The organism is Hymenobacter ruber, from assembly GCF_054783255.1.
In genome coordinates, this window is sequence record NZ_BAAGQX010000004.1 from 337,812 (window position 1) to 364,075 (window position 26,264).

Annotated in this window: 22 protein-coding genes and 1 tRNA gene; 11 read left to right on the forward strand and 12 right to left on the reverse strand. The window is 59.7% G+C overall.

Annotated features, from left to right (window positions below):
• Positions 1-3 precede the first annotated feature (3 nt).
• On the reverse strand, positions 4-519 hold the full coding sequence (locus ACYVM5_RS11970) for a DUF6630 family protein (RefSeq protein ID WP_460618343.1): 516 nt from the start codon (positions 517-519) through the stop codon (positions 4-6).
• 82 nt (positions 520-601) lie between these two features.
• On the reverse strand, positions 602-2,413 hold the full coding sequence (gene typA / locus ACYVM5_RS11975) for a GTP-binding protein TypA/BipA (protein ID WP_460618344.1): 1,812 nt from the start codon (positions 2,411-2,413) through the stop codon (positions 602-604).
• 228 nt (positions 2,414-2,641) lie between these two features.
• Between typA and msrB the strand changes: the two genes are divergently transcribed.
• From msrB to ACYVM5_RS11990, 3 genes are all read left to right on the forward strand, one after another.
• On the forward strand, positions 2,642-3,190 hold the full coding sequence (msrB, locus tag ACYVM5_RS11980; protein WP_460618345.1) for a peptide-methionine (R)-S-oxide reductase: 549 nt from the start codon (positions 2,642-2,644) through the stop codon (positions 3,188-3,190).
• Between the two features lie 158 nt (positions 3,191-3,348).
• The gene (locus ACYVM5_RS11985) at positions 3,349-4,140 is read left to right on the forward strand and encodes a DUF3050 domain-containing protein (protein WP_460618346.1); all 792 of its coding nucleotides are present in this window, start codon (positions 3,349-3,351) and stop codon (positions 4,138-4,140) included.
• A 72-nt stretch (positions 4,141-4,212) separates the two neighbouring features.
• Positions 4,213-4,584 carry a hypothetical protein gene (locus tag ACYVM5_RS11990; RefSeq protein ID WP_460618347.1) on the forward strand — a complete coding sequence of 124 codons (372 nt, stop codon included), beginning with the start codon at positions 4,213-4,215 and terminating at the stop codon, positions 4,582-4,584.
• Positions 4,585-4,672: 88 nt separating this feature from the next.
• On the opposite strand, the gene ACYVM5_RS11995 is transcribed toward ACYVM5_RS11990, so the two are convergent.
• Positions 4,673-5,413, reverse strand: a complete 741-nt coding sequence (locus tag ACYVM5_RS11995; RefSeq protein ID WP_460618348.1) for a hypothetical protein — start codon at positions 5,411-5,413, stop codon at positions 4,673-4,675.
• A gap of 236 nt (positions 5,414-5,649) precedes the next feature.
• Between ACYVM5_RS11995 and metG the strand changes: the two genes are divergently transcribed.
• Positions 5,650-7,692: a methionine--tRNA ligase gene (gene metG, locus ACYVM5_RS12000; RefSeq protein WP_460618349.1), complete on the forward strand. Its 2,043-nt coding sequence runs from the start codon at positions 5,650-5,652 to the stop codon at positions 7,690-7,692.
• 77 nt (positions 7,693-7,769) lie between these two features.
• Here the strand turns inward: metG and pth are convergent, their stop codons facing one another.
• From pth to ACYVM5_RS12030, 6 genes are all read right to left on the reverse strand, one after another.
• Positions 7,770-8,336: an aminoacyl-tRNA hydrolase gene (gene pth, locus ACYVM5_RS12005; protein WP_460618350.1), complete on the reverse strand. Its 567-nt coding sequence runs from the start codon at positions 8,334-8,336 to the stop codon at positions 7,770-7,772.
• Positions 8,337-8,549: 213 nt separating this feature from the next.
• Complete coding sequence (locus tag ACYVM5_RS12010) at positions 8,550-9,122, reverse strand: 50S ribosomal protein L25/general stress protein Ctc (RefSeq protein ID WP_460618351.1); 573 nt, start codon at positions 9,120-9,122, stop codon at positions 8,550-8,552.
• A gap of 92 nt (positions 9,123-9,214) precedes the next feature.
• The gene (locus ACYVM5_RS12015) at positions 9,215-9,670 is read right to left on the reverse strand and encodes a hypothetical protein (RefSeq protein WP_460618352.1); all 456 of its coding nucleotides are present in this window, start codon (positions 9,668-9,670) and stop codon (positions 9,215-9,217) included.
• Between the two features lie 143 nt (positions 9,671-9,813).
• Entirely contained in the window at positions 9,814-10,875 is a 1,062-nt protein-coding gene (locus ACYVM5_RS12020; RefSeq protein ID WP_460618353.1) for a DUF6340 family protein, read from the reverse strand.
• A gap of 224 nt (positions 10,876-11,099) precedes the next feature.
• Positions 11,100-12,026 carry a ribose-phosphate pyrophosphokinase gene (locus ACYVM5_RS12025; RefSeq protein WP_460618354.1) on the reverse strand — a complete coding sequence of 309 codons (927 nt, stop codon included), beginning with the start codon at positions 12,024-12,026 and terminating at the stop codon, positions 11,100-11,102.
• Between the two features lie 146 nt (positions 12,027-12,172).
• A tRNA-Gln gene (locus tag ACYVM5_RS12030) sits at positions 12,173-12,245 on the reverse strand.
• Positions 12,246-12,520: 275 nt separating this feature from the next.
• Between ACYVM5_RS12030 and atpD the strand changes: the two genes are divergently transcribed.
• The 4 genes from atpD (at position 12,521) to ACYVM5_RS12050 (ending at position 16,744) form a co-directional block, all read left to right on the forward strand.
• Positions 12,521-14,026: a F0F1 ATP synthase subunit beta gene (atpD, locus tag ACYVM5_RS12035; RefSeq protein ID WP_460618355.1), complete on the forward strand. Its 1,506-nt coding sequence runs from the start codon at positions 12,521-12,523 to the stop codon at positions 14,024-14,026.
• Positions 14,027-14,119: 93 nt separating this feature from the next.
• Complete coding sequence (atpC, locus tag ACYVM5_RS12040) at positions 14,120-14,368, forward strand: F0F1 ATP synthase subunit epsilon (protein WP_460618356.1); 249 nt, start codon at positions 14,120-14,122, stop codon at positions 14,366-14,368.
• Positions 14,369-14,503: 135 nt separating this feature from the next.
• Positions 14,504-15,559, forward strand: coding sequence for an AI-2E family transporter (locus ACYVM5_RS12045; RefSeq protein WP_460618357.1), 1,056 nt, complete (start codon positions 14,504-14,506; stop codon positions 15,557-15,559).
• Positions 15,560-15,613: 54 nt separating this feature from the next.
• Positions 15,614-16,744: a trans-sulfuration enzyme family protein gene (locus ACYVM5_RS12050; protein ID WP_460618358.1), complete on the forward strand. Its 1,131-nt coding sequence runs from the start codon at positions 15,614-15,616 to the stop codon at positions 16,742-16,744.
• 12 nt (positions 16,745-16,756) lie between these two features.
• Here the strand turns inward: ACYVM5_RS12050 and ACYVM5_RS12055 are convergent, their stop codons facing one another.
• Positions 16,757-18,103, reverse strand: coding sequence for a DUF389 domain-containing protein (locus ACYVM5_RS12055; protein ID WP_460618359.1), 1,347 nt, complete (start codon positions 18,101-18,103; stop codon positions 16,757-16,759).
• Between the two features lie 288 nt (positions 18,104-18,391).
• Between ACYVM5_RS12055 and ACYVM5_RS12060 the strand changes: the two genes are divergently transcribed.
• Entirely contained in the window at positions 18,392-20,569 is a 2,178-nt protein-coding gene (locus ACYVM5_RS12060) for a bifunctional alpha,alpha-trehalose-phosphate synthase (UDP-forming)/trehalose-phosphatase (RefSeq protein WP_460618360.1), read from the forward strand.
• Between the two features lie 166 nt (positions 20,570-20,735).
• On the opposite strand, the gene ACYVM5_RS12065 is transcribed toward ACYVM5_RS12060, so the two are convergent.
• On the reverse strand, positions 20,736-22,523 hold the full coding sequence (locus ACYVM5_RS12065; protein ID WP_460618361.1) for a glycoside hydrolase family 15 protein: 1,788 nt from the start codon (positions 22,521-22,523) through the stop codon (positions 20,736-20,738).
• A 363-nt stretch (positions 22,524-22,886) separates the two neighbouring features.
• Between ACYVM5_RS12065 and ACYVM5_RS12070 the strand changes: the two genes are divergently transcribed.
• Both ACYVM5_RS12070 and ACYVM5_RS12075 read left to right on the forward strand, forming a co-directional pair.
• Complete coding sequence (locus ACYVM5_RS12070) at positions 22,887-24,506, forward strand: MAC/perforin domain-containing protein (protein ID WP_460618362.1); 1,620 nt, start codon at positions 22,887-22,889, stop codon at positions 24,504-24,506.
• Positions 24,499-25,647, forward strand: coding sequence for a glycosyltransferase family protein (locus ACYVM5_RS12075; RefSeq protein ID WP_460618363.1), 1,149 nt, complete (start codon positions 24,499-24,501; stop codon positions 25,645-25,647). Before ACYVM5_RS12070 ends, ACYVM5_RS12075 begins: the two co-directional genes overlap by 8 nt.
• On the opposite strand, the gene ACYVM5_RS12080 is transcribed toward ACYVM5_RS12075, so the two are convergent.
• The gene (locus ACYVM5_RS12080) at positions 25,642-26,244 is read right to left on the reverse strand and encodes a hypothetical protein (RefSeq protein ID WP_460618364.1); all 603 of its coding nucleotides are present in this window, start codon (positions 26,242-26,244) and stop codon (positions 25,642-25,644) included. The genes ACYVM5_RS12075 and ACYVM5_RS12080 overlap by 6 nt on opposite strands.
• Between the last annotated feature and the right edge of the window lie 20 nt (positions 26,245-26,264).

Sequence of the window (26,264 nt, forward strand, 5' to 3'; positions counted from 1 at the left end):
GGGCTAATACACCGTTATTCCGAAGCCCAGTTCCTGAGCCAACTGGCGCGTTTCCTCTGCTTGCGCATCGGCTACCACGCTTAGGGCATACGAATCGCTGTCCAGCGTAAACAGCACTACCGCCAGCCCAACCGGCTCGGCCAAATCCTGCACGATGTCGAGCGCTTCGGGCCCGGTTACGGTATCACGTCCGCTGGCCGGCTCATTCAGCCGCAAAGCGCGTTTTTGCTGCGTCAGCGTTTCATTAATGCCGTAAACCAAGTCAGCTGCCGAGTCTTTCCAGTCGCTTTCCCAGAGCAATTCCTCGGCTAGCAACGCATCAATCAGCGCCAAATCGCGCAGCTCCTGCGCCGGCAGTGCCGCCACAATGCCGCGCTCCTCTAGTTCCTCCGCAAATTTTTCCTGATAAACGGCCGGGTCACGCAACACCAACGCCAGCCGCTCGCTCACGCGCTTGGTGGCCGCCGCATTATTCAGGGTAAAGAGCTGCACGAAGCGGCTCAGATTCTCGTGATTCATAAAATGAAAATGTAGCGTTTGGGAAATGAAAAAGGGCGCGACCAAAGCCGCGCCCTCTTCAAAATCATTCCATTCAGAATAATTAGTCAGCCTGCTTGGCGTAGCGCAGACGCTCGTTCTCGTCGAGCAGAATCTTGCGCATCCGAATCGACTTCGGCGTCACCTCCAGGTACTCATCCTTCTGGATGTATTCCATGGCTTCTTCCAGCGAGAACTGGCGCTTGGGCACAATCTTGGCGTTGTCGTCCGAGCCCGAAGCGCGCATGTTGGTCAGCTTCTTGCCTTTCTGAATGTTGATGGTCAGGTCGTTGGGGCGGGTGTGCTCGCCGATAACCTGGCCGGCATACACTTCTTCGCCCGGGTCCACGAAGAACGCGCCGCGGTCCTGCATCTTATCGATGGTGTAGGCCGTGCCAGCGCCGGTTTCCAGCGAAATCAGCGAGCCGGCGATGCGGCCGGGGATGGTGCCTTTGTGGTCCTCATAATCCACGAAGCGGTGGTTCATGATGGCCTCGCCGCCGGTGGCGGTCAGCACGTTGTTGCGCAAGCCAATCAGGCCGCGGCTCGGAATCATGAACTCCAGGTGCTGCAGGTCACCCTTAGGCTCCATGATGGTCATTTCGCCTTTGCGCATGCTCACCAGCTCAATCACCTTGCCAGCGGTTTCCTCGGGCACGTCCACCACCAGCAGCTCAATGGGCTCCTGACGCTTGCCGTTCTCGTCTTCCTTGAAAATGACCTGGGGCTGACCTACTTGCAGCTCGTAGCCCTCGCGGCGCATCGTTTCGATGAGTACCGACAAGTGCAGAATACCGCGGCCGAACACCAGGAACGAGTCCTCCTTGTCGGTGGCCTGAACGCGCAGAGCGAGGTTTTTCTCAGTTTCCTTGAACAGACGGTCGCGCAGGTGGCGCGAGGTCACGAACTTGCCTTCCTTGCCGAAGAACGGCGAGTTGTTGATGGTAAACAGCATGTTCATCGTCGGCTCGTCGATGCTGATGCGCTCCAGGGCCTCCGGGTTTTCGAAGTCGGCCAGCGTATCGCCGATGTCGAAGCCTTCGATGCCCGATACGGCGCAGATTTCGCCGCTGCTCACTTCGCTCACTTTCACGCGGCCGAGGCCTTCAAATACGTGCAGCTCGCGGATTTTTACTTTCTTAATGGTGCCGTCGGCCTTCATCAGGCTCATGTTGGCGCCTTCTTTCAGCGTGCCGCGGTGCACGCGGCCGATGGCGATGCGGCCCACGAACGACGAGTAGTCGAGCGAGGTAATCTGCATCTGGGGCGTGCCTTCCAGGGTCGGCGCCGGCGGAATCGACTCAATAACGGCGTCGAGCAGCGGAATCAGGTTGTCGGTTTTGTGCTTCCAGTCGGTGCTCATCCAGCCCTGCTTCGAGGAGCCGTACAAAGTCACGAAATCGAGCTGGTCTTCGGTAGCGCCGAGGTTGAACATGAGGTCGAAAACCTGCTCGTGCACCTCGTCGGGGCGGCAGTTTTCCTTGTCCACTTTGTTCACCACCACGATGGGCTTCAGGCCCAGGGCAATGGCTTTGCCGAGCACGAAACGGGTCTGCGGCATGGCGCCTTCGAAGGCATCCACGAGCAGCAGCACGCCGTCGGCCAGCTTCAACACGCGCTCTACCTCACCGCCGAAGTCGGCGTGACCAGGGGTGTCGATGATGTTGATTTTGGTGCCGTTGTAGCGCACCGATACGTTTTTGGAAACGATGGTAATGCCACGCTCGCGCTCCAGGTCGTTGTTGTCAAGAATCAGGTCGTCGAAGTGCTGGTGCGCGTCGAAAATCTTGGATGCGTGGATAATCTTATCCACTAGGGTCGTCTTGCCGTGGTCAACGTGAGCGATGATGGCAATGTTCCGAATATTGTTGGCCATATGGGTTGGTTTTGCGGGTGCAAAGGTACGGATAAAATAGCGCAAAGCCTTGTGGTACTCAACTATTAACACGAGCCCCGCCGCCGCACCCCGCCGCGCAGCCAAGCTCGTCGCCCTAAATCGATTAGCTGGGGCGTAAGGTTCCCGGCCTGCTTTCGTCTACCCGGCCGACCGAACCGGGCCCCGCCGCCGTATGTTGGTCAACCGTCATTCAACCCCATCCCCGCCATGCGTTTTTCCCTGCTGATATTACTTGTTTCGGTGCTTTCGCTCAATTCGGCTTGCTCGCAGAAGCGCGACGTGGCCGCCAACACAGCCCCGCCCACCCGCACCGTGGGCGGCAAAACCTACTTCCAGCCCCAGCCCGTGACCGGCAAGCCCGACGAATTTCCGGTGCGCCACACCGATGCCGAATGGAAGAAAATTCTCACGCCCGACCAGTACTACATCCTGCGCGAGCAGGGCACCGAGCGGCCCTTCACCGGCAAATACCACGACAACCACGCCGCCGGCAATTATTACTGCGCCGCCGACCACAACCTGCTCTTCACCTCCGATACCAAGTTTGAGTCGGGCACCGGCTGGCCTAGCTTCTACGCCCCAGCTACCGCCACCAGCGTAAAAGTGGCCTCCGACAACAGCTTCGGCATGAGCCGCGACGAGATTGTGTGCGCCAAGTGCGGCGGCCACCTCGGCCACGTTTTCAACGACGGCCCCAAGCCCACCGGCCAACGCTACTGCATGGACGGCAATGCGCTGGTGTTTGAGAAGAAATAAAGGAAGACCTGGTGCTTTTCTGGGAAAATCAATAAAACGAAACCCTTTGGCAATCCAGGCCAAAGGGTTTCTCGTTTATACGAACCATTTTTGACGGCTTGTCGGCAGCAATAATAGTGAATTTGCTGTATTTAAATAGTTATAATATAAATTGCGTTATGGAAGCAGTTCTGGACCCTATCGAATTTTTGCAGCAGGAAGTGGCTCACACCCGTCAGCTATTGCTCAACAATGGGCTCTACTACCGACTCCAGACCATGGCCGACCTGCGCCAATTTATGGAGCACCACGTCTTCGCCGTGTGGGATTTTATGTCGCTGCTCAAAGCCCTGCAACGCGATTTGACCTGTGTAGACGTGCCGTGGGTGCCCACCGCCAACCCCGCCACGCGCCGCCTCATCAACGAAATCGTGCTGGGCGAGGAAACCGACGTCGACCCGCAGGGCCAGCCCATCAGCCATTTCGAACTGTACGTGCGGGCCATGGAGGAATGCGGCGCCAATACGTTGCCCATTCGCCGCCTGCTAGCGGCTTTAGGAGCCGGCCATTCGGTTGCTCAGGCACTCGCCGCTGCGCAGGCCCCGGATTCGGTGCGCCAGTTTGTGGAAACCACGTTCCGTGTCATCCAGTCCGGCAAGACGCATTCCGTAGCTGCTGCTTTCACCTTCGGGCGCGAAGACTTGATTCCGGCCATGTTTCGCCAGTTGGTGGGCGAGCTGCGCGACCGGTTTCCCGGCCAGCTCGACACATTTGTGTATTACCTCGACCGCCATATCGAGCTCGATGAGGACGTACATGCCCCGCTGGCCCAGCAGATGGTGCGCGAGCTGTGCGCCGACGACCCGCAGTGCTGGCAGGAAGCCCAGCAGGTGACCATCGAATGCTTGGAAGCGCGCATGGCCCTCTGGGATGGAATCAAGCCCACCCAAGCCAGTCCCACGCTGGCGTAGTAAACTACTGAGCTTCGCTTACCGTTTGAAGGAGGCAGCCAGATGGCTGCCTCCTCTTTAATTTACCTGGTCATGCTGACTTCTCAACTATTTACTACCCGGCCCTGGCTGTCATTTGGAGCGGCGGCTCTGCTCTCGGCTTGCTCGGTCTCGGAGCAAACCTCCGAAAATGCCGCGCCCACGGCCGTGCCCACCGAAGTCCGCACCGATGCCGACCGCCGCGCCATCTACAACAGCAACGGCGCGGGCACCAGCAATGGCTACGCGGTGCCCGATGCCACGCCCAACCGCGTGCGCCTCGGCGAGCAGGCCGCCGACATCAACCGCCAGAAGCGCATCGAAAACGTGAACACCAACGACCCTAATAATACCACGCCCGAAACCCGCTTGCAACGCCTCAATACCAACGCCCCCACGCCGCTGGATACCGCTCGCCGTCCCTGAAAAGCCTGCGGCGATATCAATAAAAAAGCCCGCTCCGAATTAATCGGAGCGGGCTTTCTGCCACTAGCCAGGCAGTGGGCGAGGCAGGCTATTCGCTTACTTCGCCGGTGCTGGGGCTATCGGCCGAGTTCATGACGCCGGTTGCTTCGGGCTCCGGTGCGGGTGTGGCTTGAACGCGCGGCTTGGGGCCACGCTTGGCGCCTGTGCTGGCAGCGGCCGTAGCGGCAGCCGGCTTGGGGCCGCGCTTGGCCCCGGTGGCTTTGGCAGCCGTAGCAGCCTTGGCAGCGGGCTTGCGGCCCCGGCCGCTGGCAGCCGGAGCGGCAGCGGTTTCGGTGGCGGCTTCATCGCCGATGCGGGGGGCACGGGGCTTGCGCGGCGTGCCGTCCTTATTCAGCGTGGGGCCTTTTTTGCTGCCTCGGGCAGATTTGCCGGCGGTAGTAGCAGGAGCGGCATTTTGGTCATTATCGGCCGCAGCGGGGCCGGACACCGAATCGTAGTGGCGCACTATCGTGTGCAGGGCCTGCTCAAACATGCGCTCCGTGTCGCCGTCGAGGCGGCGCGTGGCCTCTTTCACCACTTCCTTCAGCTTGGCCTTCGTTTCTTTGCGAATGCGTGTCACCACTTCATTCATGCGGGCGTTCAGCTCCTTTTGCAATTGCTTGGCGGCCGACTTGAGCGACTTCTTCTGGCTGGCTTTTTTGCTGGCGCGGTCGTCGTTCAGGTCAGCCGAAGCACGGCTCGCGCTTTTGGCCGATTTACGGGCCGACTTTTCTTCCGGCGTGCGTTTCGCACGTTTTTCCGTTTTAAGCGGAGAAGCAGGTTTTTTCATGTGAAAAAATGGTTGGTGAAGGGTGAAAGAGGCGGAAAGAAGTCGATTGGATGGCGCTATATTTTAATTAAGCGCGCTCAAATATAAAATCATTTAAGCGTCAAACGGTTTGCCCGGTTTTTTTGTTGATTTAAGTCCGTACTTTTTTTAATCGTTTCTTTGTGGAGGGGAATAATTGCCCTGATTTTCTGCGAAAAATAACCCTCGCGTCCCCGCCTTTTTACTTCTGATTTTTTATGTCACTTCTTCCTAAGCGCTACACCGTTACCGCTGCTTTGCCGTATGCCAACGGGCCGGTACACATCGGGCATTTGGCCGGGGTTTATTTGCCCGCCGACATTTATGTGCGCTATCTGCGCTCAGCCGGCCGGGATGTGAAATTTATTTGTGGTTCCGATGAACACGGCGTTCCCATCACCATTCGCGCCCAGAAAGAAGGCGTTACGCCGCAGCAGGTGGTGAATAAATACCATGCGCTGATTCGCGATTCGTTCAAAGATTTTAACGTGTCTTTTGATGTGTATTCGCGCACGTCATCGGCCACGCACGCCGAGGTTTCCAGCGGCTTTTTTACCAAGCTGAACAACGAAGGCAAATTCATCGAGCAAACCACACAGCAGTATTTCGACGAAAAAGCCCAGCAATTTCTGGCCGACCGCTACATCGTGGGCACTTGCCCCAATTGCGGCAACGAAAATGCCTACGGTGACCAGTGCGAGCGCTGCGGCACTTCGCTCAGCCCGACGGAATTAATTAATCCGCGCTCCATGCTCAGCGGTGCGCAGCCCATTCTGCGCGATACCAAGCACTGGTTTTTGCCCCTCGACCAATACGAGCCCTGGCTGCGCGAATGGATAATTGAAGGCCACAAAAACGACTGGAAAACCAACGTGTACGGCCAGTGCAAATCCTGGATTGACCAAGGCTTGCACCCCCGCGCCGTCACGCGCGACCTCGACTGGGGCGTGCCTGTGCCCGTGCCCGGAGCCGAAGGAAAAGTGCTCTACGTGTGGTTTGATGCACCAATTGGCTACATTTCGGCCACCAAAGAAGCCTTTCCGGAGGAGTGGGAATTATACTGGAAAGATGCCGGCTCGAAGCTGGTGCATTTTATCGGCAAGGATAACATCGTTTTCCACTGCATCATTTTCCCGACGATGCTGAAGGCGCACGGCGAATTTATTCTGCCAGATAACGTGCCCGCCAACGAATTCCTGAACCTCGAAGGTGATAAAATCAGCACCTCGCGCAACTGGGCCGTGTGGCTGCACGAATACTTAGCCGATTTCCCCGGTCAGGCCGATGTATTGCGCTACGTGCTGTGCGCCAATGCTCCCGAAACCAAAGACAATGACTTCACCTGGAAAGATTTCCAGGCGCGCAACAACAACGAATTAGTTGCCACGCTCGGCAATTTTGTGAATCGTGCCGCCGTGCTCACGCACAAATTTTTCGAGGGCAAAGTGCCAGCAATAAGCGAATTGCAGGATATTGACCGGGTTACATTAGCCCAGGCGGCCGAATTCCCTGGTAAAATTGGCGAGCTGATTGAAAATTACCGCTTCCGCGATGCGCTGGCCGAAGTAATTAATCTGGCGCGCCTCGGCAATAAATACCTGGCCGAAACTCAGCCCTGGCACCTCATCAAAACCGATGCCGCCCGCACCGGTACCGTGCTGAATGTGTCGCTGCAAATTGCGGCCAGCCTGGCCCCACTGCTGGAGCCTTTTTTGCCTGAATCGGCCCAGAAACTTGCCACCATGCTCAATCTGGAGCTAGGCAGCTGGGCCAGCGCCGGCCGTTCCGACGCCCTTGCCGCCGGCCATCAACTGCGCGAAGCCGCGCTGCTCTTCGGTAAAATTGAAGATGCCGTGGTCGAAACGCAGGTGCAGAAACTACTCGATACCAAAAAGGAAAATCAGCTCGCCAACACGCCCGTTACGCCGGCCAAAGACGATATTTCGTTTGATGATTTCGGCCAAATGGATTTGCGCATCGGTACTATCACCGCCGCCGAGAAAGTAGCCAAAACCAAAAAGCTACTCAAGCTCACCGTCGACCTGGGCTTGGAGGAACGCACCATCGTGAGCGGAATTGCGGAGTATTTTATTCCCGAAGCCCTTATTGGCCAGCAGGTGCAGGTATTGCTCAACCTCGCGCCCCGCGAAATTAAAGGTATCAAGAGCCAGGGCATGCTGCTGATGGCCGAAAATGCCGACGGCAGCCTCGCCCTCATGCAACCCAGCAAGCCCGTGCGCAACGGCAGCGGCGTGGCATAAACCGCGCGTTTGCCTGCTAAAAAAAGGCTCGTTCGCGCAATGCGAACGAGCCTTTTTTATGGGATTTAGCGCACGAATTACTTCACGTTCACAATATTCATGGCCCGTTCTATTCCCATTGCGCCGAAGGCTAAAACAGCCTCGCCAGCTTTTTCAATGCGCGTGGGCAATTCAATTAATTCATCGGCCGAAAACGGATTCAGCACATAGTCTACCTGCCGGCCTTTGGGGAAATTCGCGTCTACGCCGAAGCGCAGGCGGGCGTACACATCCGTGCCCAGCGTGGCCTGAATGTCCTTTAGCCCGTTGTGGCCGCCGGCCGAGCCCTGGCCTTTCAGGCGCAATTTGCCGAAAGGGAGGGCGAGGTCATCGGTCACCACAACCATGTTTTCGGCAGTGATTTTGAGCGTGGCCAGCCAGTGGGCCGCCGCTTTGCCGCTCAGGTTCATGTAGGTGGTGGGTTTTACCAGCACGTAGGTGTGGCCTTTGTGCTTGAACTCGGTGGTGAAGGCATGACGGCCGATTTCGAAGCGCGGCGCATCGAATTTCGCGGCCAGGTAATCGGCCACCATAAAGCCGATGTTGTGGCGCGTGTCGGCGTATTCGGGGCCAATGTTGCCCAGGCAGAGAACCAAAAATTTCATCTGAACCGCAGATTTAACGGATTAAACGGATTTCACAGATTCCGGCGTCAATTCTCAGAAGCTGCTGCTACTGAAGCGTAGCAAAGCGCAAAGTTTTCGTTGCGCAAATAAAAAGCCGCCCCAAGATTGGAGCGGCTTTTTGATTGAATCGCAAACTAACTGGATAGAAGAATCTATGAAGTCCGTCTAATCCGTTAAATCTGCGGTCCAGAATTACTTGTTGGCGGCCATTTCGCCTTTCAGGGCACGCGGGATGGTGATGGTGGCAATAGGAGCCGCCGCGTTGGTGAGGATGGTGTAGTTCTTAGCCTCAACAGCACCCACCTTGATGGATTTGCCGAGCTCCATGCCGCTGATGTTCACCTCCACGAAGTCGGGCAGGTTTTCGGCGGTGGCGCGCACTTTCACTTTGCGCAGCTTGCTCACCAGCTTGCCGCCGGCCAGTACGCCGGGCGAAACACCCACGTATTTCACGGGGATTTCCATTTTCACTTCTTTGCCTTCCTGCAGCTCCAGGAAGTCAACGTGCAGCAGCATTTCGTTTACGGGGTGGAACTGAGCGTCCTGCACGATGGCGCGGTACAGGGTGCCTTCCACGTTCAGGTCCACGATGTGAGCCTCCGGCGTGTACAACAATTCGCGGAACAGGATAGCGGGCACGGAAAAGTGCACGGTATCGGTGCCGCCATACAATACGCACGGTACTTGAGCGTCGAGGCGCAATGCCTTGGCGTCCGTTTTACCGAGATTCGCTCTTTTAAACCCTACAATCTCGAGGCTTTTCATAAAAGTGGTTTTTGGGGATGTAAAAATGGCCCGTTCGCTCCCAACGTCGGGGGCAAACGGGCCGCAAAGGTACGGATTACGTGAGCAAAATCCTAGGGCTGACTCGGTTTGAAGGCAATGGTGCTGAAGAAATGCTGGGCATCTTCGGCGGCACCCTTTTCCTGGGGCATTGAGTACGAGCACCGAAACACATAAAGCGTGGTGCCCACCACCACCCAGGTCAGCTCCAGCGTCGCCGGTATCTGATGAAACTCATCGAAACCGCTGTACACCTGATGCATGGCTTTGCCGCCCGGAGCCGATGGCAGCGTAACCGGAAAACTGGTTTTGAGCTTGGCCTTAGCAAATGATTTGTCCGGCAAGCGCATTATCTGGGCTAGAAACCGGTCAACATCCGGCACCCATGCCTGGCCTGGCTTCAATGGGTGAGCCGGGTCAGGTACGGGATTGAAAACAATGGCGTCGAACTCATTATCCGAAGTAGCGGTAGCGAATACGATGACACCCGAAGCGCTTAGCTCATCGTCAAGAGTGCCTGCATACGGCATCCGGACTGAAGCTACCGAGTCGAGCCGAGTGATTTGCCAGGGCGGAGCCGACTGGGCATGTACGGGAGCTAAGGCAAGCCAAAACAGGAGCCCTGGTAACGATAGAAGTGTGGATTTCAATGGTGAAGTAGTTAAACGTATAATCAATTGACGGGCACGCTCTTCAGCTGCTCCTGCACCACGGCTTGGGCCTGCACCCGGTCGTTCAGCACGCGCAGGTACTGGCGGGCCTGGGCGTTGTTGCAGGTGAAAGCCGCCTTTTTGGCCCAGTCGATGGCCCCCGGCAGGTCGCCGCGCACCTCGCTGGCCACCGCCAGATTGTAGAAGGCCCGGCCCGCAATTTTGGGGTTGAGGTGGCGGGCCGACTGCTGCCAGAGCGTGGCGGCCCCGGCCCAGTCGCCGGCCTCGGCGCGCTGGGCGGCTTCTTTCATGCGGACGTCTTTTTTGGCCTGGGTGTAATAGTCCCGGTTCAGGTCGATATAGGAAGGCGCAATGCGGCGGGCGTAGCCATCGCCGGCCCGCTGGGCCACCCGGCGGATGCACTCCTCGGGCGGTGGCAGCTGGCGCAGGGCGTATTGATACGTGTCGCCATCGCCCCGGAATACCAGCTGGTCTTCCTGCCGGGCCTGGTCGAGCACGAAGCCCTGAGCCGCGCCGTAGGTGCGGAAGCCGCTCACAATTTTCATCACCATTTCTACGTGCACGGTGGGCACCTGATGCTCCTTGCCTTCCTTGTCTTTGTAGGTGCGGAATCCGTTGGTATGCGTCAGCGCCATATCCGAATCGAAGGCTTCGAGCACCACCAGACCGTCCACCTGTGTGCGGCGGCACAAGTCCTGCACGTAGCGCGGGGCCAGCGGCGGCAGAAAAAACTCCCGGCTGCGGCCCAGCAGCTGCAGCTGCGCCTGCGTCACCTTGAAACGGTAGCTGTTATTGGCCAGGGCTTGACCTACCACGTTCACACACTCGTCCGCCCCAGCGCGGTCCACGCCAATGCCTTCGCCGGTAAAGGCTCCTTCCAGCGCGTCGAAGAATTTGTCGCGGCGCGATTCCGGGATAATGCGGTTGGCAGTGGCCACGCTTTGCAGGTTAGCCGGCATGGGCACCGCCGCCGGGGCCAGCGCCCGAATGTGGACCGAGGAGGCGCAGGCACTAAGCAGCAGCGCGGCTAAAAGGGTGGACGCGGAGGTGTAAAGCTTGTTCATCACGTTTGCAGAAAAAGGTTCCAGATGGGAAGTTGTTTCTACAAAATTGTGCCAAAGTTGAGTAAACGGTGGTGATGCAACAAGCAGAAAAAAGAGCGTCATGCTGAACGCCGCCGAAGCATCTCTACCGTTCAACTAACCCAATCGATAGGATTTAGTATGACGGTAGAGATGCTTCGGCGGCGCTCAGCATGACGTTCTATGTGTAGTTCGGAGACTCTTGCTTACACGAACAGCGAACTGATGCTCTCGTGCGTCACCACATTCCGAATAGCCGCCGCAAACAGCGGAGCCAGCGAAATCACCCGGATTTTCTCGTTTTCCTGGCGCTGCGGAATCGTGTCGGTAGTAATTAGCTCGGTGAGTTGCGAGGCGCGAATGCGCTCGTGGGCCGGCCCGCTCAACAGTGGGTGCGTGATGACGGCCCGCACCGAGTTGGCCCCGCGTTCCATCACCAGGTCGGCGGCTTTGCAGATGGTGCCGGCGGTGTCCACCATGTCATCCACAAACACCACGTCCATGCCCTTCACGTCGCCAATCACCTGCATCGAGGCGATTTCATTGGCCCGTATCCGCATTTTGTCGCAGACCACGATTTCGGCCCCGAACTTCTTGGCGAAGGCGCGGGTGCGCACCACGCCGCCCACGTCGGGCGAGGCGAAAATCAGGTTTTTCAGGTTCAGCGACTTGATGTAGGGGGCCGTTACGGTCGCGCCGTCGAGATGGTCAACCGGGATATCGAAGAAGCCCTGGATTTGGCCGGCGTGCAGGTCGCAGGTCATCAGGCGGTCGGTGCCCACGCTCTGGATAATGTTGGCCACTACCTTGGCCCCGATGCTCACGCGGGGCTTGTCTTTGCGGTCTTGCCGGGCATAGCCCATGTAAGGCATCACGATGACGACTTTATGGGCCGAGGCGCGCTTGGCCGCGTCCACCATCAGCATGAGTTCCATGAGGTGCTCGGCGGGCGGGAAGGTGCTTTGCACGAGGAACACCTCGCAGCCGCGCACACTTTCATTGAAGCTCGGCCCCATTTCGTTGTCGGCGAAGCGCTGGAGGCTGAGGTCGCCGAGGGTGGTGCCGTAAGCGGCGGCAATCTTTTCGCCGAGCTCACGCGAAGCGCTGCCGGCGAATATTTTGACCTGTTTCATAGGGGAAGGTGCTAAGAATGAGTTGATGCGCAGAAGCCTGCCAGGGTGGCGGCCATGAAAACCGGGAAGGATAGAAAAGCGAAAGGCGCTGACCACTCCGGAAATTGGAGAAGCCAGCGCCTTTTCGATTTACTCGAGCTTTGTCGTTGTCCGACCAGGGCTCGAACCTGGACTTTCTTGAATCAAAATCAAGCGTGTTGCCAGTTACACCATCGGACAATTTTCCAGTGGGCTACGTGCCGTTTGGGAGTGCAAATGTACTACCGGAAAAATTCGGCGCAAGGATTTTTTGAAAAATTTTTGCAGAAAAAATCTGCGACATTGACCCGGAAAGCCGGTTTCCGTTCATTGGTGCCTGATTTTCATAGGATAGGGGATTTCAGGTTCGTTCCTGATTGTGCCGGTCGCCGCAAACGTTATGGTTGGAAAACCGGCGGCCCTAGCGTAATTTTGCGGCCTGAAAAGAGCATCAACTTCATCATAAATACAACCAAATGGCCAATACCGGCAAAATCACCCAGGTTATCGGACCCGTCGTGGACGTAAGCTTCGCGGGTGAAAACACGAAGCTGCCTAACATCCTCGACGCCCTCGAAGTAACCAAAGAGAACGGTCAGGTAGTGGTACTGGAGTGCCAGCAGCACTTGGGCGAGGACCGGGTTCGGACCATTGCCATGGACTCGACCGAGGGCCTGGCCCGCGGTGCCGAGGTACGCGACATGGGTACGCCCATCTCGATGCCCACCGGCGACGGCGTGAAAGGCCGTCTGTTCAACGTTATCGGTCAGGCCATTGACGGCATTGCGCAGCCCAAGAGTGGCCAGCGGTTGTCCATTCACCGCAACGCTCCGGCGTTTGAGGAACTGGCTACTTCATCGGAAGTATTCTTCACCGGCATCAAGGTGATTGACTTGCTCGCTCCTTATGTGAAGGGTGGCAAGATTGGTCTGTTCGGTGGTGCCGGCGTGGGCAAAACCGTACTGATTCAGGAGCTTATCAACAACGTGGCCAAGGCTTACGAAGGTCTGTCGGTGTTTGCCGGCGTGGGCGAGCGTACCCGCGAGGGCAATGACTTGCTGCGCGAATTCATCGAATCCAACATCATTCTGTACGGCGATGCCTTCAAGCATTCGATGGAAGAAGGTGGTTGGGACCTCACGAAAGTAGACATGGCGGCGATGGAAAAATCGCAGGCTACCCTCGTGTTCGGCCAGATGAACGAGCCCCCCGGAGCCCGCGCCCGCGTGGCCCTGTCGGGTCTGACCATTGCCGAGAGCTTCCGCGATGGCGACGGCACCGGTGCCGGCCGCGACATCCTGTTCTTCATCGACAACATTTTCCGCTTCACCCAAGCTGGTTCGGAAGTATCGGCTCTCTTGGGTCGTATGCCTTCGGCCGTAGGTTACCAGCCCACGCTGGCTACCGAAATGGGTGCCATGCAGGAGCGCATCACCTCGACCAAGCGCGGTTCCATCACCTCGGTACAGGCCGTTTACGTGCCGGCCGATGACTTGACTGACCCGGCTCCGGCCAACACCTTTGCCCACTTGGATGCCACGACGGTACTGAGCCGCAAAATCGCCGAACTGGGCATCTACCCGGCCGTTGACCCGCTGGACTCGACCTCGCGCATCCTGTCGGCCGACGTGCTTGGTGCTGACCACTACAACACCGCCCAGCGCGTGAAGGAGCTGCTCCAGCGCTACAAAGAACTCCAGGACATCATCGCCATCCTCGGTATGGACGAACTGTCGGAAGAGGATAAGCAGGTGGTAAACCGCGCCCGTCGCGTGCAGCGCTTCCTGTCGCAGCCCTTCTTCGTGGCCGAGCAGTTCACCGGCCTCAAAGGCGTGCTCGTTGATATTAAAGACACCATCAAAGGCTTCAACGAAATCATCGACGGCAAGTACGACCACCTCCCCGAGGCAGCGTTCAACCTCGTTGGTAACATCGAGGATGCCGTGGCCAAAGGCGAGCGCCTGATTGCCGAAGCCAAGTAATATAGTGCTTGGAGCTTAGTGCTTGGTGCTTGGATTGTTTGCGCAATCCCGGATGCCAAGCACTAAGCACCAAGCTCCAAGCACCAAAAAAATATGCATTTAGAAATCATCACCCCCGACCGCAAGGTATTTGAAGGCGAAGTGACGTCGGCCCAGTTTCCGGGGGCCGATGGCTCGTTTGAAGTGCTGAACAACCACGCCCCGCTCATCGCCGCCCTCAGGGCCGGCGACGTGACGCTGTCTGGCGGTGCTGGTGGCCGCGAGGTTATCCGCATCGAAGGCGGCGTGGTGGAAGTGCTGCGCAACAACGTGATTGTGCTGGCTGAAGGCGCGGTGGCCTAACGCCGCCGCAATCTTTAGTAGCTGGCTGAAAGCCGCTTCTGCCTGGCAGGAGCGGCTTTTTTGTGATATTAGTCGGCCCAAGCGGTAGAATGCCGTATAGCTATACTGCGCGCAGAATTAATTGCTCTTGTTGTTATGAAATCTTCGGACCCGTTCGTTGCCGTTGAAAATATTTATACTCCCCGGCAACGATATGTGCTGCTGGTGGCCTCGCTGGTAGGCATTGCGGCGCTCATGGTGTTTGGGCTGGCACAGTACCTCACGGCGTTTCTGGCGGCGGGCATCCTGTTCGTGGTGTTTCGGCCGTGGTGGATAACGCTGGTGCACGAGCGGCGCTGGAACCGGCAAGTGGTGGCGGTGGGCATTCTGCTGGTGACAGTGGTGGTGCTTGTGATACCGTTTTATGCCCTGACTTCGCTGCTGCTCGACCGCCTCATTGCCTTTGCGCAAAACCCCGACCGGCTATTGGAGGTGATTCACAAACTGGAAAGAGCCACTGGCTTCAAGCTGACCGAGCAGGTGAACATCCGCCAGCTGCTGTTACAGGGCGGCGCGAAGGTGACGAGCTGGCTGCCTTCGCTGGCCAGCAGCGCCCTCAATTTCCTGGTGATTGTGGGCCTGATGCTGTTCACGATGTACTACATGTTTATGCAGGAGACGTTTTTTCTGCTGGGATTGCACCGCTACCTGCCGTTCCGCAACGAGACGCTCCAGGAACTGGGCGAATCGCTGAAAAACAACGTGAATGCCAACGTGCTGGGGCAGGTACTGGTGTCGGTGGTGCAGGGCGTATTGACGGGCGTGGCGCTGTTAATTTTTGGGGTGCCCGATGCCGTGTTCTGGGGTGTGGTGGCATTTTTTGCGGCATTCCTGCCGGTGCTGGGCACGCCGCTGGTGTGGGGGCCGGCCGCGCTTTATCAGTTTTCGCAGGGGAATAAGGGGCAGGCCATCGGGATTTTGCTGGTGGGGTTCATCCTGATTATGAACATTGACAATGTGTTGCGCATCGTGCTGGCCAAGCGCATGGGCAATATCCACCCGCTGATAACGCTCGTGGGCATCGTGCTGGGGGTGGAGATATTTGGCATCATCGGGCTGGTGGTGGGGCCGCTGCTGGTGTCGTATTTCATGGTGCTGATGGAGGTGTTCCGGCGCGAAAACCGCCAGCACATGCAGACTCCGGTGAAGTAGTGCCAAAGCCCGGCGCGTGCCGACCTTTGCGCCTCACGCTCCGTTTTCGCGCTCATGGACCATCCGAATATTCAGCCCAAAATCACGCCTATCTACCAAACGTCGGTTTTCAAATTTGAGGACCTCGACGCGGTGCAGCAATACTTTGACGAGCCAGGCAGCCGCTACTTATACTCACGCAACGGCAACCCTAATTCTGATGAATTAGCCACTGCCGTGGCCCGTTGGGAAGGCGGCGCGGGTGCGGTAGCTACGGGCTCGGGCATGGCGGCCATTTTTGCGGGGCTGCTTACTTACTGCCAGGCCGGCGACCATGTGTTGTGCGCGGCCGACATCTACGGCGGTTCGGCGGCGCTGCTGAATCTGGAGCTGTCGCGGCTCGGCATCACGGTGACGTATGTGCCGTTTGAAAGCCTGTATGACCTAGCGGCCTACGTGCAGCCCAATACCAAAGTGCTGCTGTGCGAAACGATGAGCAACCCGCTGCTGCGCGTGGTAGACCTGCGCGCCGCCGCCGAAGAGTGCCACCGCCACGGCGTGAAACTGGTGGTGGATAACACGTTTTCGACCCCCGTGCTGACCCGGCCGCTGGCCTACGGGGCCGACCTTGTGCTGCACAGCGTGACCAAATACCTGGCCGGCCATTCCGACGTGACGGCTGGGGCCGTGGTGGCCCGCACGCCCGAGGATGTGGCCCGACTGCGCCAAATCGGCATCGTATTCGGCCTTACGCTGAGCCCGATGGAAAGCTGGCTAGCCGTGCGCGGTATGAAAACCATGCGCCTGCGCGTGGCCGCGCACAGCGAAAACGCACTGGTGATAGCCGAGTTTCTGGACGAGCATCCGGCCGTGTCGGCCGTGTATTACCCCGGCCTGGCCACGCACCCGCAACACGCACTGGCGGTGGCACAGGGCGCGGGCCGCTTCGGTGGCATGCTCTCGTTCCGGCTGCCGGATGAGGCGGCGGCCGTGAACCGCTTCATGCAGCGGAGCGAGCGGTTTCCATTTGCCCCTTCGCTGGCGGGTGTGGATTCGTCGTGCTCGCACCCGCTTTATACCTCACACCGGGCCTTGACGGATGCGCAACGGGCCGAACTAGGCATCACCGTGGGGCTGGTGCGGCTGAGCGTAGGCATTGAGCCAGTGGAGGAGTTGCTAGCCGACCTGGCCCAGGCGCTGGACTAAACCTGCGGTGGGTCACTTCGCAACCAGCACCGGGCGCGGCCCTAGCCGGGCTTGCAGCCACTTATTGAAACGCTGCTGCTCGGCGGGCTTGAGTACTTGCTGATAGCGCACCGCTACCACAACGGCAGTATCGGCGCGGAGCGAGTCGGTGGCGGGGCGAACGAGTTGGCTAAGGCCGAGCTGACGCACCTGAGGAAAATTGATTTGGGCTTCGCGCAGCACCTGGGTGGCGGCGGGTAGGGCGGGGGCGGTCTGCTGGTTGGCCATCTGCTGCTGGAGCTGGGCGAAACGGGCTTCGTATTCGGTATAGGCCTGTTGGTCGCGGTTGCGCATGTCTTCGAGCACGTTGGTGCGCAGGGCCTGGGCCGTGGCCGAATCGAGCTGCGTCATGCCTTGCCGGATGGTAAGGATGGCGCGGCGCAGGCCGTATTGCGGGAGCTTGCGGGTGAGAGCGGCCACGGCGGCGCGGTCGAGGTACTTCCCGGCCAGCAGCAGGTTGAGGCTGCGTTCTTCGGGCCGAATGTGGCGGGTGAGAACGTAGGTGCCAGGCAGCCGGATAAGCTCCTGCTCAATGAATTGCTGGGCGTTGTGGTTGAAAGCCGTATCACGCACGATGCCCACGGCCAGGTACACGCTGGGCGCGGCCGTAAGCAACGCCACGCCCCAAATAAAATAACGCACCCGGCGCGTGGTGGCCTCATCCACAAACATGTGGCGGGGCAGGGGCAGCAGCTGCACCACCAAAAAAGTAGCCAGGCAAATGAACACGCAGTTGATGGAAAACAGGTACAGCGCCCCGCCAAAATAAGCCCAGTGGCCCGAGGCCAACCCATAGCCGGCCGTGCACAGGGGCGGCATAAGCGCCGTGGCAATGGCCACCCCCGGAATGACGTTGCCGCGCCCGCGCCGGGTGAGGCCCACGGCCCCCGCCGCCCCGCCAAACAAGGCAATGAGCACATCCCAGGTCGTGGGCGTGGTGCGGGCCAGCAGCTCCGAGCCCGCATCGGTGAGGGGCGTGAGGTAGAAGTAAAGCGTAGAAGCTGCGAGGCTGATGCTGGCGGCCAGCAGCAGGTTTTTCAGGCCGCGGCGCATCAGCGGTACTTCCATGGTGGCCGCCCCGAAGCCAATGCCCACGATGGGACCCATCAGCGGCGAAATGAGCATGGCCCCGATGATAACGGCCGTGGAGTTGACGTTGAGCCCGACCGAGGCAATAAGGATGGCAAACATGAGCACCCACAGGTTGGTCCCCCGAAACTTAATACCCGCTTCGACATCGGTCCGGATTTCGTCCGGCTCGGCCATGTCGGCGGTGAGGGTGAAACGGTCGCGCAGGAAATGGGTAAGCGAAAAAGGCATTGGCAAAAAGAAAGGTGAATGGCCGGCCGCGCATCTGGGCAAAGGAGCAGCGAACAGACGGACATACGAAAGCACGACCATGGGTGCCGAAAAAGCCTGCCACGGTAGGGCTTTTGGCGCGTAGTATTCACCCAAAAAGCGGCCTGAAAATCGACGCTGGAGCCGGCCGCAATTGAGGTGTTTGGGAGCCGGGCGGGCCGGGCTACGGCCGAGCTGGCGCGGGAGGATATGGGCTGAATCTGGTTAACTACCGTAAACCATAAGGTTGTTCAACCAATCCCATTGCCTATGTCCCGCACGATAATCGTCTCTAACCGCCTGCCCACTAAAGTCATTCGTTCCGAAGAAAGCCTCACGTTTCAGCCCAGCGAAGGCGGGTTGGCCACGGGTCTGGGCTCTATCTATCGGGCCGATGGCAACGTGTGGGTGGGCTGGCCGGGACTGTTCGTGACCGACGAAGCGGAAGAAAAATACGTCACCGAACAGCTCCAGGCCGATAGCATGTCGCCGGTATTTCTGACGGAGGCTGAAATCCGGGATTTCTACGAGGGGTTCAGCAATTCCACGCTCTGGCCCACCTTCCACTATTTCACGCAATTCGCCACCTACGAGCAGGCCCATTGGGATGCCTACGTGGCCGTGAACGAGAAATTCTGCGCCGCCGTACTGGCCCAGGCCGGTCCGGAGGACACGATTTGGGTGCACGACTACCAGCTGCTGCTGCTGCCCGAGCTGCTGCGCAAAGCCCGGCCCGAAGCCACCATCGGCTTTTTCCTGCACATTCCGTTTCCGAGCTATGAGCTGATTCGGGTGCTGCCGTGGCGGGCCGAATTGCTGCGTGGCATGCTGGGGGCCGACCTGATTGGCTTCCATACCTTCGGCTATATGCGGCACTTTCTCAGCTCGGTGTCGCAGGTGCTAGGGCTGTCGGCCGTAAATGGCCAGATTGAGGTGGCGCACCGCGCCGTGCGCGTCGATGCTTTCCCGATGGGCATCGACTACCAGCGCTATGCCGATGCGGCCGTATCGGAAGCCGCCATTCAGCACGAGGCTACCTACCGCGAAGCCCTGCGCGATACCCGCGTCATCCTGAGCATCGACCGGCTCGACTATACCAAGGGCATTGCCCAGCGCCTGCGGGCGTTTGAGCTGCTGCTCCAGAACTACCCCGAGTGGCGCGAGCAGGTGAGCCTGATTATGCTGGTAGTGCCCTCGCGCGACCAGGTGGCCCAATACGCCGACCTAAAGGTGGAAATCGACGAGCTGGTGGGGCGCATCAATGCCTCCTACCGCACCATTGCCTGGAATCCCATCCACTATTTCTACCGCTCGCTGCCGTTGGAGGAATTGGCCTCGCTCTACCGCTTGGCGGAAGTGGCGCTCGTCACGCCCATGCGCGATGGCATGAACCTCGTGGCCAAGGAATTCGTGGCCAGCAAGGCCGACCACAAGGGCGTGCTCATCCTGAGCGAGCGGGCCGGCGCGGCGCGGGAGCTGTCCGATGCCCTCATCATCAACCCCACCGACATCAACCAGCTGGCCGAGGCCATGCACGAAGCCCTGGTGATGCCCGAAGACGAGCAAATCCAGCGCATGACGGCCATGCAGGCCCTGGTGAAGCGCTACAACGTGTTTTCCTGGACCAAACTCTTTCTCAATCAGCTTGCCTACACCAAAATGAAGCAGCAAACCCTGGCCACCGAAACCCTCACGCCCGCGCCCACCGGCCAGCTGCTCGAAGCCTACCACGCCAGCAAGCAGCGGCTGCTGCTGCTGGATTATGATGGTACGCTGGTGAATTTCCACGCCAACCCGCAGCGCGCCCAGCCCGACCAGGAACTGCGCCTGCTGCTGCGCGCCCTGAGCGACAACCCCCAAAACCGTGTGGTCATCATCAGTGGCCGCGACCGTAACACGCTGGAAAAATGGCTGGGCGACCTGCACGTTGACTTCATTGCCGAGCACGGCGTGTGGCTGCGGGCCGCCGGCGACGAGTGGAGCCTCTTCCAGGCCATGCGCAACGACTGGAAGCGCGAGCTGCTGCCGGTGCTGGAGCTGTACGTGGCCCGCACCGCCGGCTCCTTCATTGAGGAGAAGGACTATTCGCTGGTGTGGCACTACCGCAGTGTGGACGAAGAACTGGGAGCCGTGCGCGCCCGCGAGTTGCTCAACCACCTCACCTTTATGACCTCGAACACCGACCTACAGGTGATGGAGGGCAACAAAGTGCTGGAAATCAAAAACGCCGGCATCAACAAAGGCACGGCGGCCACGCGCTGGTTGAGCTACTACAGCCCCGATTTCATTCTGGCCCTGGGCGACGACCGGACCGATGAAGACACCTTCCGGGCGCTGCCGGCGGAGGCGTTTACGGTGCGGGTGGGGTCGGCTCCGCATTCGTCGGCGCGGTTCCATGTGGAGTCGCCCACGGAGGTTCGGCAACTGCTGCGGAAGTTGATTGGGTAGGGCGTTGCGCTTAATGAAGAATGAGGAATTGTCATCCTGAGCGGAGCGAAGGACCTTATTACGGCTGTATGTAAGCTTGATATTACTGCAAGCTCTACTGCTGTTATAAGGTCCTTCGCTCCGCTCAGGATGACAACTCCTCATTCTTCATTAAGCCAAAGGCATCTCACCCCACAAACCGCGGCTTGTCCTGCCGCTGCGCGATGCGATACGCGGCATTCACCAGCCCAACGTGGCTGTAGGCCTGCGGGAAATTGCCCCACTGCGAGCCGGTTTTGGCATCCACGTCCTCGGACAAAAGCCCCAGATGATTGGCATACTTGATAAGCTTCTCAAACTCGGCGGCGGCTTCTTCGAGGCGGCCGACGCAGGCCAGGGCCTCCACGTACCAGAAGGAGCAGATGAGGAACGTGGTTTCGGGTGTGCCGAAATCGTCGGGGTGGCGGTAGCGGTAGAAGAGGCCTTCGGGGGTTTTTAGCTCCTTTTCCAGCTCTATCAGGTGCTTTTTGGCTTTCTCGGAGTTGCCATCGAGGTAGCCCATGAGGATGAGCTGGAGCGTGCTGGCGTCGAGGTTAGCGGAGCCGATGGCGTTGGTGTACACGCCGCGCTCGGCGTCGTAGCACTGCTCGATGCGGTCGGTGACGGCTTCGATGAGGCGAGTGGCACGGGCCTCCATCTCCTTATTGCCGAGGGAGCGAGCCACCTGCTGCGCGGCGTGGCCTCCAGCCCAATGAAACAGGAAGGTGTAGCAGTGCTGCTGGGCAATGTGGCGAAACTCCCAGAGGCCGGCATCGGGCTGGTCGAGGGTGGTTTCCATGAGGCGGAGGGCTTCGGTGGCCAGCTTTTCGGGCGGGAGCTGGTCGGGGTGGGCGAAGCGGCAGTCGACGTAAAGCGGCAGCAAAGCCACCAGCACCTGCCCGTACACGTCGTTTTGGATGTGGGTGTAGGCGTCGTTGCCGATGCGCACGGGCTGGTTGCCGAGGTAGCCGGCCAGGGGCAGCTCGGTTTCCACCAAATCGGCCTTGCCGCTAATGCCGTAGAGCGGCTGGTACTTGTCCTGCACCTTGGTGCTGATGTTGGCGATGAAGTGGAAGTAGCGCTCCATCTCCTCAAAGTGGCCGATGTTGTTGAAGGCCGTGAGGATGTAGTAGGTGTCGCGCATCCAGCAGTAGCGGTAGTCCCAGTTGCGGGTGCTGCCGGGGGCCTCGGGCAGGCTGGTAGTGCTGGCCGCGATGATGGCCCCGGTGTCTTCGTACTGGTGAATCTTGAGGGCCAGCGCCGAGCGAATGACGGCATCCTGATGGAAGGTGCCGATGCTGGTGCTCTTCACCCAACGGTGCCAGTAGTCCACGGTGCTGCTCAGAAACCGCTCGCTGGTGCTTTCCAGCGGCGCTTCAAGCGGCGCACCGTAGGTGAGCACGAGGTATTTGGTTTCGTTCAGCACGAAGTCTTCCTCATCCAGAATGTAGGTGAGGGGGATGTTGGTGGTGAGGCGGATTTCCTCTTCCAGCCCCAGAAAGGCAATGTGGTTGGAGCTGCGGCGGCGCTGCAGCTCCAGCTCGCCGTACTGGCCCATGGGGCGGCAGGCGACGCGCACGCGGGGCGTGCCGGCCAGTGGCTCCAGCTTCCTGATGAACATGAGCGGCTTGTAGTACCGGTCGTACTGCGCGAAGCGGGGCGCAAAATCGGTGACGCGGTAGCTGCCATCGGTGGCCGTGATTTCGGTGCGCAGCACGTTGGTGTTGGACAGGTAATGCTGGCTGGAGGTGAAGCCGCCCGCCGCCGTGGGCCGGATGCTGAACTCGCCGCCCTTGTCGTCATCGAGCAGGCTGCCGAACACGAAGCTGCTGTCAAAGCGCGGCCAGCAGAGCCAGCGCACGGCCGTATCGGTGCCGATGAGGCCGAGAAAGGCGCAGTTGCCAATCAGGCCAAGGTCATAGGTGTGTTTGGTCATAGTCAGGGGGAGGGGTGTGGGTGGCCCGGAAGCCGGCCACGTGAGGAACCCGCGTGAGGGGCTTCAGCTAATACCCGGTTCCGACGGTGGAGGTTACCCGGCAGGGTTCAGCCACCGTCGCCTGCCTGTGGTAATCAGTGCGATTTTAAGGAACCGGTGCCATGCCCCGACGAAGCCCCGGGCTGCTGAATAATCGGTTCAAAGCACCCATTCAAGTAGAAATACCTGAATTGGGAGGCAGGTATTTCTACGCTGAGAGCACTGCCGGTCAACCTCGTGTTTTGCAGAGTCAAGTGGCAAGATTTCCAACGGGATTGGTCTTGAATGCTGGCGTTTGACCCACCCATTTCATCCTTGCTTTTTATGCCGAATTCAAACGAAACCACCATGATTAACGGCTCCGGCGTGCTGGGAGCGGGCATCAACATGTACGGCCCTTTCGATGGGACGCTGCTCAACCAGGTCTATGACATGTCTTCCGGGACGGAGACGAAGCAGTTTCCATCCAAAACCACGGCGGTGCGCTACACCATCCCCGCCAACGCCCGCTTCAAGGAAACGACGGACTCGAATTCGTACTCGGACACTTACAACACCCGCGAGGAATACGACTCGCACTTTGCGGCCAGCGCCAACGTCAAGGGCAGCTACCTGGGTTTTAGCGCCTCGGCCGATGCGTCCTTTAAGCGGGACGTCAACAACAAAACGTCCAGCTCCTTTGGCGTGTTGACCTTTTACACGCAGCCCTACGACCTGGAGCTGAAGAACGACTCGGCAGCGTCGCTGACGACCGACCTGAAAAACAGCGCGGAGTACAAGGCCATCCCCGATACCTACGACCCCAACCACCCCAAGGCGTTCCTGCAGTTCTTCCGCCGGTTCGGGACGCATTTTGTGTCTGGGGTGAAAATGGGCGCGCACCTGAAATACAGCGTCGCCGTGCATTCAAGCTCCAGCATTACGAGCGAGGAAATGAAAGCCAAGCTGGATGCCGAATACAAAGGGGTATTTGCGAAGGGCTCGGCCAGCGCCAGCGCCGAGTTCAAAACCGCCGATAAGAAATGGTTCGACAGCACCCAGCGGCACGTGAGCGTGAAGGGCGGCAGCAGCCGGATTCTGGCCTCGGTGCTGCCCACCGTGAACGAAAACCACAACGATGCCTTCGAGCAGTGGCTCGACAGCGTGAACTCCGGGATAACTGCCGTGCTGAGCGTGCAGGTGCGGTCGATTGACAATATTTTTGAGGGCGATAAGCAAGCGGCCGTGCGCGATGCGCTGAAGGATTACGCGAAGCAGTACATCGAATTCAACCTTTCCGACGTCACCGGACGGCTGCGGGTGGCGGGCAAGGAAGTACGCCCCGAGCTGTTCAGCCAGCCCGTGGTGGAGGCCCCCCGCTACGATGGCCTCGGCCGCCTGGAAGTGGCGGTGCTGAACCCCGAAAACCTGGACGTCATCTACGCCAACAGCTGGTCGCCGGTATTTGCCAACCTGGGCAGGGAGGACTTTTTCGCGCCCGCCCTGGCGGCGCTCAAGCCTTATCAGAGCACCAACAACATCCTGATGGTGGGCATGGCCGGCATATTCAGCGCCCGGGCGCTGATGCTGAACGGCGGCACCGCCTTCGCCGATTTCCTGCGGGCCAACTGCGGCGCAGGCGAGGGCCTGACCAACTACTTCCACGAGCGGCCCTTCGGCAGCGACGGGCCGCCCAACGCCCGCACCAACTACGGCCTGATTAGCAGTTTCGGCGCTTCGCACCCTGGCATTGAGCGCTACGCTGAGCCGCCCAAGCTGCGCGGCGGCACTATGCTGAGCTTCCCCAAGCCGCTGACCCTGTACGCCTTCCTGAACCCCCACGTGAACGGGCAGGGCAAGCTGAGCTACGAAGTATCGGAAATGGGCCTGCCGCCCTTCAAGGTGAAGGCTCCGGCCAAACGCGTTGAGGAAAAGGCCGCGGCCGAACAAAAAACCATTGCCTAAGGTCCTGGTGGTCGGTTTCGCCAATGGCGGAACCGGCCTGGGCCGGGTGGTCGATACCCTGGTGCAATCCCTGCTGCCGGCCCATGAGGTGCAGGTAGTGGGGATTGATGGCGTGGGGGCCGGCCCGGCGGGTGTGCGCCTGCACGCCAACCCCCACGCCTGGGACGTGGTAGCGGGCGTGGAAATGGCCCGGCTCATCGAGCAGGAGGCCATTGACGTGGTACTCATCAACCACGATTTCTTCGAGCTGCCCCGCTGCCTGCACTTCCTGGAAAGCAGCCCGCGCCGGCCCCGGCTGGTGTACTACTGCACGGTGCCCGGCCGCCTGCTGGCCCCGCACTGGGCCGAAGACCTGGCCCGCGTGGCGGCCCTGGTGGTGCCCACCCGGTTTGCCTACGACCAGTACGCGGCGGCCTGCCACGCGCTGGGCCGCCCCGAGTTGCTGGCCCGGCTGCACCTCATTCCGCATTGTGTGGAGCAGGCGGCGTTTTATGAAATAAACCAGGCCGCCGCCCGCGCCGCGCTGCCGGCCGATTACGGCCTTGCCGCCGAAGACTTCGTGGTGCTCAATGCCAATTTCTTTCAGGAGCGCAAGGAAATGGGGCTGACGCTGGCGGGCTTCCGGCAATTTGCCGAGGGCAAGCCCCCGACGGTGAAGCTCTGGCTGCACACCAACCCCATGTGCGGCAACACGCACATAATAGCCCTGGTGGACGAGCACGGCCTGCGCGAGCGGGTGCTGCTGACCACCGACAAAGTGCCCACGTCCATCCTCAACCTGCTGTATAACGCCTGCGACGTGGGCCTGAACACGGCCAATGCCGAGGGCTGGGGACTGCTGGCCTTCGAGCACGGCGCTACCCGCCGGGCCCAGGCAATGCCGGCCCTCGGGGTGCTGGCCGAACTGTGGCAGGACCGGGCCGAACTCTTGTCCATCGACCACGAGCGCACCACCAACCACTACTTTGCCGAGGCCATTACTACGCCTGCAGCAGTGGCGGCAGCGCTCGAAAAGCTCTACACCGATGCCGGATACCGTGCTACCCTGGCCGCCCGTGCTCAGGCCAATGCCCACCAACCGGCCTATTCGTTCGCGGCGGTTAGCGGGCAGTGGCGGGCGTTGTTCGGGGCGCTGCTATAGCTTGTCCGATACCTGGGTGGAAATCTGCTTGGCCGTGCGCAGGGCCTGAAACTCGCCCTGCTGCGAGCGGATGGTCAGCTTATCATCGAGCGAAAAGCTGCTGCGCAGCTGCTGGTACCGGTCGTTGAGGGCGCTCATGATGGCGGCGGCATTGGCCCAGTTGGTGGGCGTCCAGTTGGCGCGGTCGGAGCGCACGCGCTCCATAAACAGTTCGTAGGCCGAGAGCAGGCCGGTGGTGGTGAGGGTGCTCACGGTGGTTTTCTTGCGCAGGAAGGCCGTGACCTGGGCATCGGTGGCGGGGCCCACGGGGGCATCCATCGTGGTGGTGCTGGATGGGGAGGTCGAGGGCGGGCTGGTAGTGGTGCCCACCGGCACGTTGATGGTGCGCGTGGTGCGGCGGATAACCTTGCCGGTTTCGGGGTCCAGGTCCTCGGTTACTTCGGTTTGCTGCTGGGTGCCGGCCGGGGCGGTGGTGGGTTTGGTGGTGGTAGTTGTGGTGGTTTTGGAGGGCGTAGTCGTGGTGGTGGGTTTGGTCTGGGCCAGGGCAGCAAGAGGCGAGGCCAGCAACAGCAGCGCGAGGAGACGGGAGGTTTTCATGGGGCAATTAAGAAATGAGG

Bases quoted from the DNA above. Each gene is read 5' to 3' on its own strand.
- ACYVM5_RS11970 (WP_460618343.1), bottom strand. From the start codon at position 519: ATGAATCACGAGAATCTGAGCCGCTTCGTGCAGCTCTTTACCCTGAAT.
- typA (WP_460618344.1), bottom strand. From the start codon at position 2,413: ATGGCCAACAATATTCGGAACATTGCCATCATCGCTCACGTTGACCAC.
- msrB (WP_460618345.1), top strand. From the start codon at position 2,642: ATGCGTTTTTCCCTGCTGATATTACTTGTTTCGGTGCTTTCGCTCAAT.
- ACYVM5_RS11985 (WP_460618346.1), top strand. From the start codon at position 3,349: ATGGAAGCAGTTCTGGACCCTATCGAATTTTTGCAGCAGGAAGTGGCT.
- ACYVM5_RS11990 (WP_460618347.1), top strand. From the start codon at position 4,213: ATGCTGACTTCTCAACTATTTACTACCCGGCCCTGGCTGTCATTTGGA.
- ACYVM5_RS11995 (WP_460618348.1), bottom strand. From the start codon at position 5,413: ATGAAAAAACCTGCTTCTCCGCTTAAAACGGAAAAACGTGCGAAACGC.
- metG (WP_460618349.1), top strand. From the start codon at position 5,650: ATGTCACTTCTTCCTAAGCGCTACACCGTTACCGCTGCTTTGCCGTAT.
- pth (WP_460618350.1), bottom strand. From the start codon at position 8,336: ATGAAATTTTTGGTTCTCTGCCTGGGCAACATTGGCCCCGAATACGCC.
- ACYVM5_RS12010 (WP_460618351.1), bottom strand. From the start codon at position 9,122: ATGAAAAGCCTCGAGATTGTAGGGTTTAAAAGAGCGAATCTCGGTAAA.
- ACYVM5_RS12015 (WP_460618352.1), bottom strand. From the start codon at position 9,670: ATGCCGTATGCAGGCACTCTTGACGATGAGCTAAGCGCTTCGGGTGTC.
- ACYVM5_RS12020 (WP_460618353.1), bottom strand. From the start codon at position 10,875: ATGAACAAGCTTTACACCTCCGCGTCCACCCTTTTAGCCGCGCTGCTG.
- ACYVM5_RS12025 (WP_460618354.1), bottom strand. From the start codon at position 12,026: ATGAAACAGGTCAAAATATTCGCCGGCAGCGCTTCGCGTGAGCTCGGC.
- atpD (WP_460618355.1), top strand. From the start codon at position 12,521: ATGGCCAATACCGGCAAAATCACCCAGGTTATCGGACCCGTCGTGGAC.
- atpC (WP_460618356.1), top strand. From the start codon at position 14,120: ATGCATTTAGAAATCATCACCCCCGACCGCAAGGTATTTGAAGGCGAA.
- ACYVM5_RS12045 (WP_460618357.1), top strand. From the start codon at position 14,504: ATGAAATCTTCGGACCCGTTCGTTGCCGTTGAAAATATTTATACTCCC.
- ACYVM5_RS12050 (WP_460618358.1), top strand. From the start codon at position 15,614: ATGGACCATCCGAATATTCAGCCCAAAATCACGCCTATCTACCAAACG.
- ACYVM5_RS12055 (WP_460618359.1), bottom strand. From the start codon at position 18,103: ATGCCTTTTTCGCTTACCCATTTCCTGCGCGACCGTTTCACCCTCACC.
- ACYVM5_RS12060 (WP_460618360.1), top strand. From the start codon at position 18,392: ATGTCCCGCACGATAATCGTCTCTAACCGCCTGCCCACTAAAGTCATT.
- ACYVM5_RS12065 (WP_460618361.1), bottom strand. From the start codon at position 22,523: ATGACCAAACACACCTATGACCTTGGCCTGATTGGCAACTGCGCCTTT.
- ACYVM5_RS12070 (WP_460618362.1), top strand. From the start codon at position 22,887: ATGCCGAATTCAAACGAAACCACCATGATTAACGGCTCCGGCGTGCTG.
- ACYVM5_RS12080 (WP_460618364.1), bottom strand. From the start codon at position 26,244: ATGAAAACCTCCCGTCTCCTCGCGCTGCTGTTGCTGGCCTCGCCTCTT.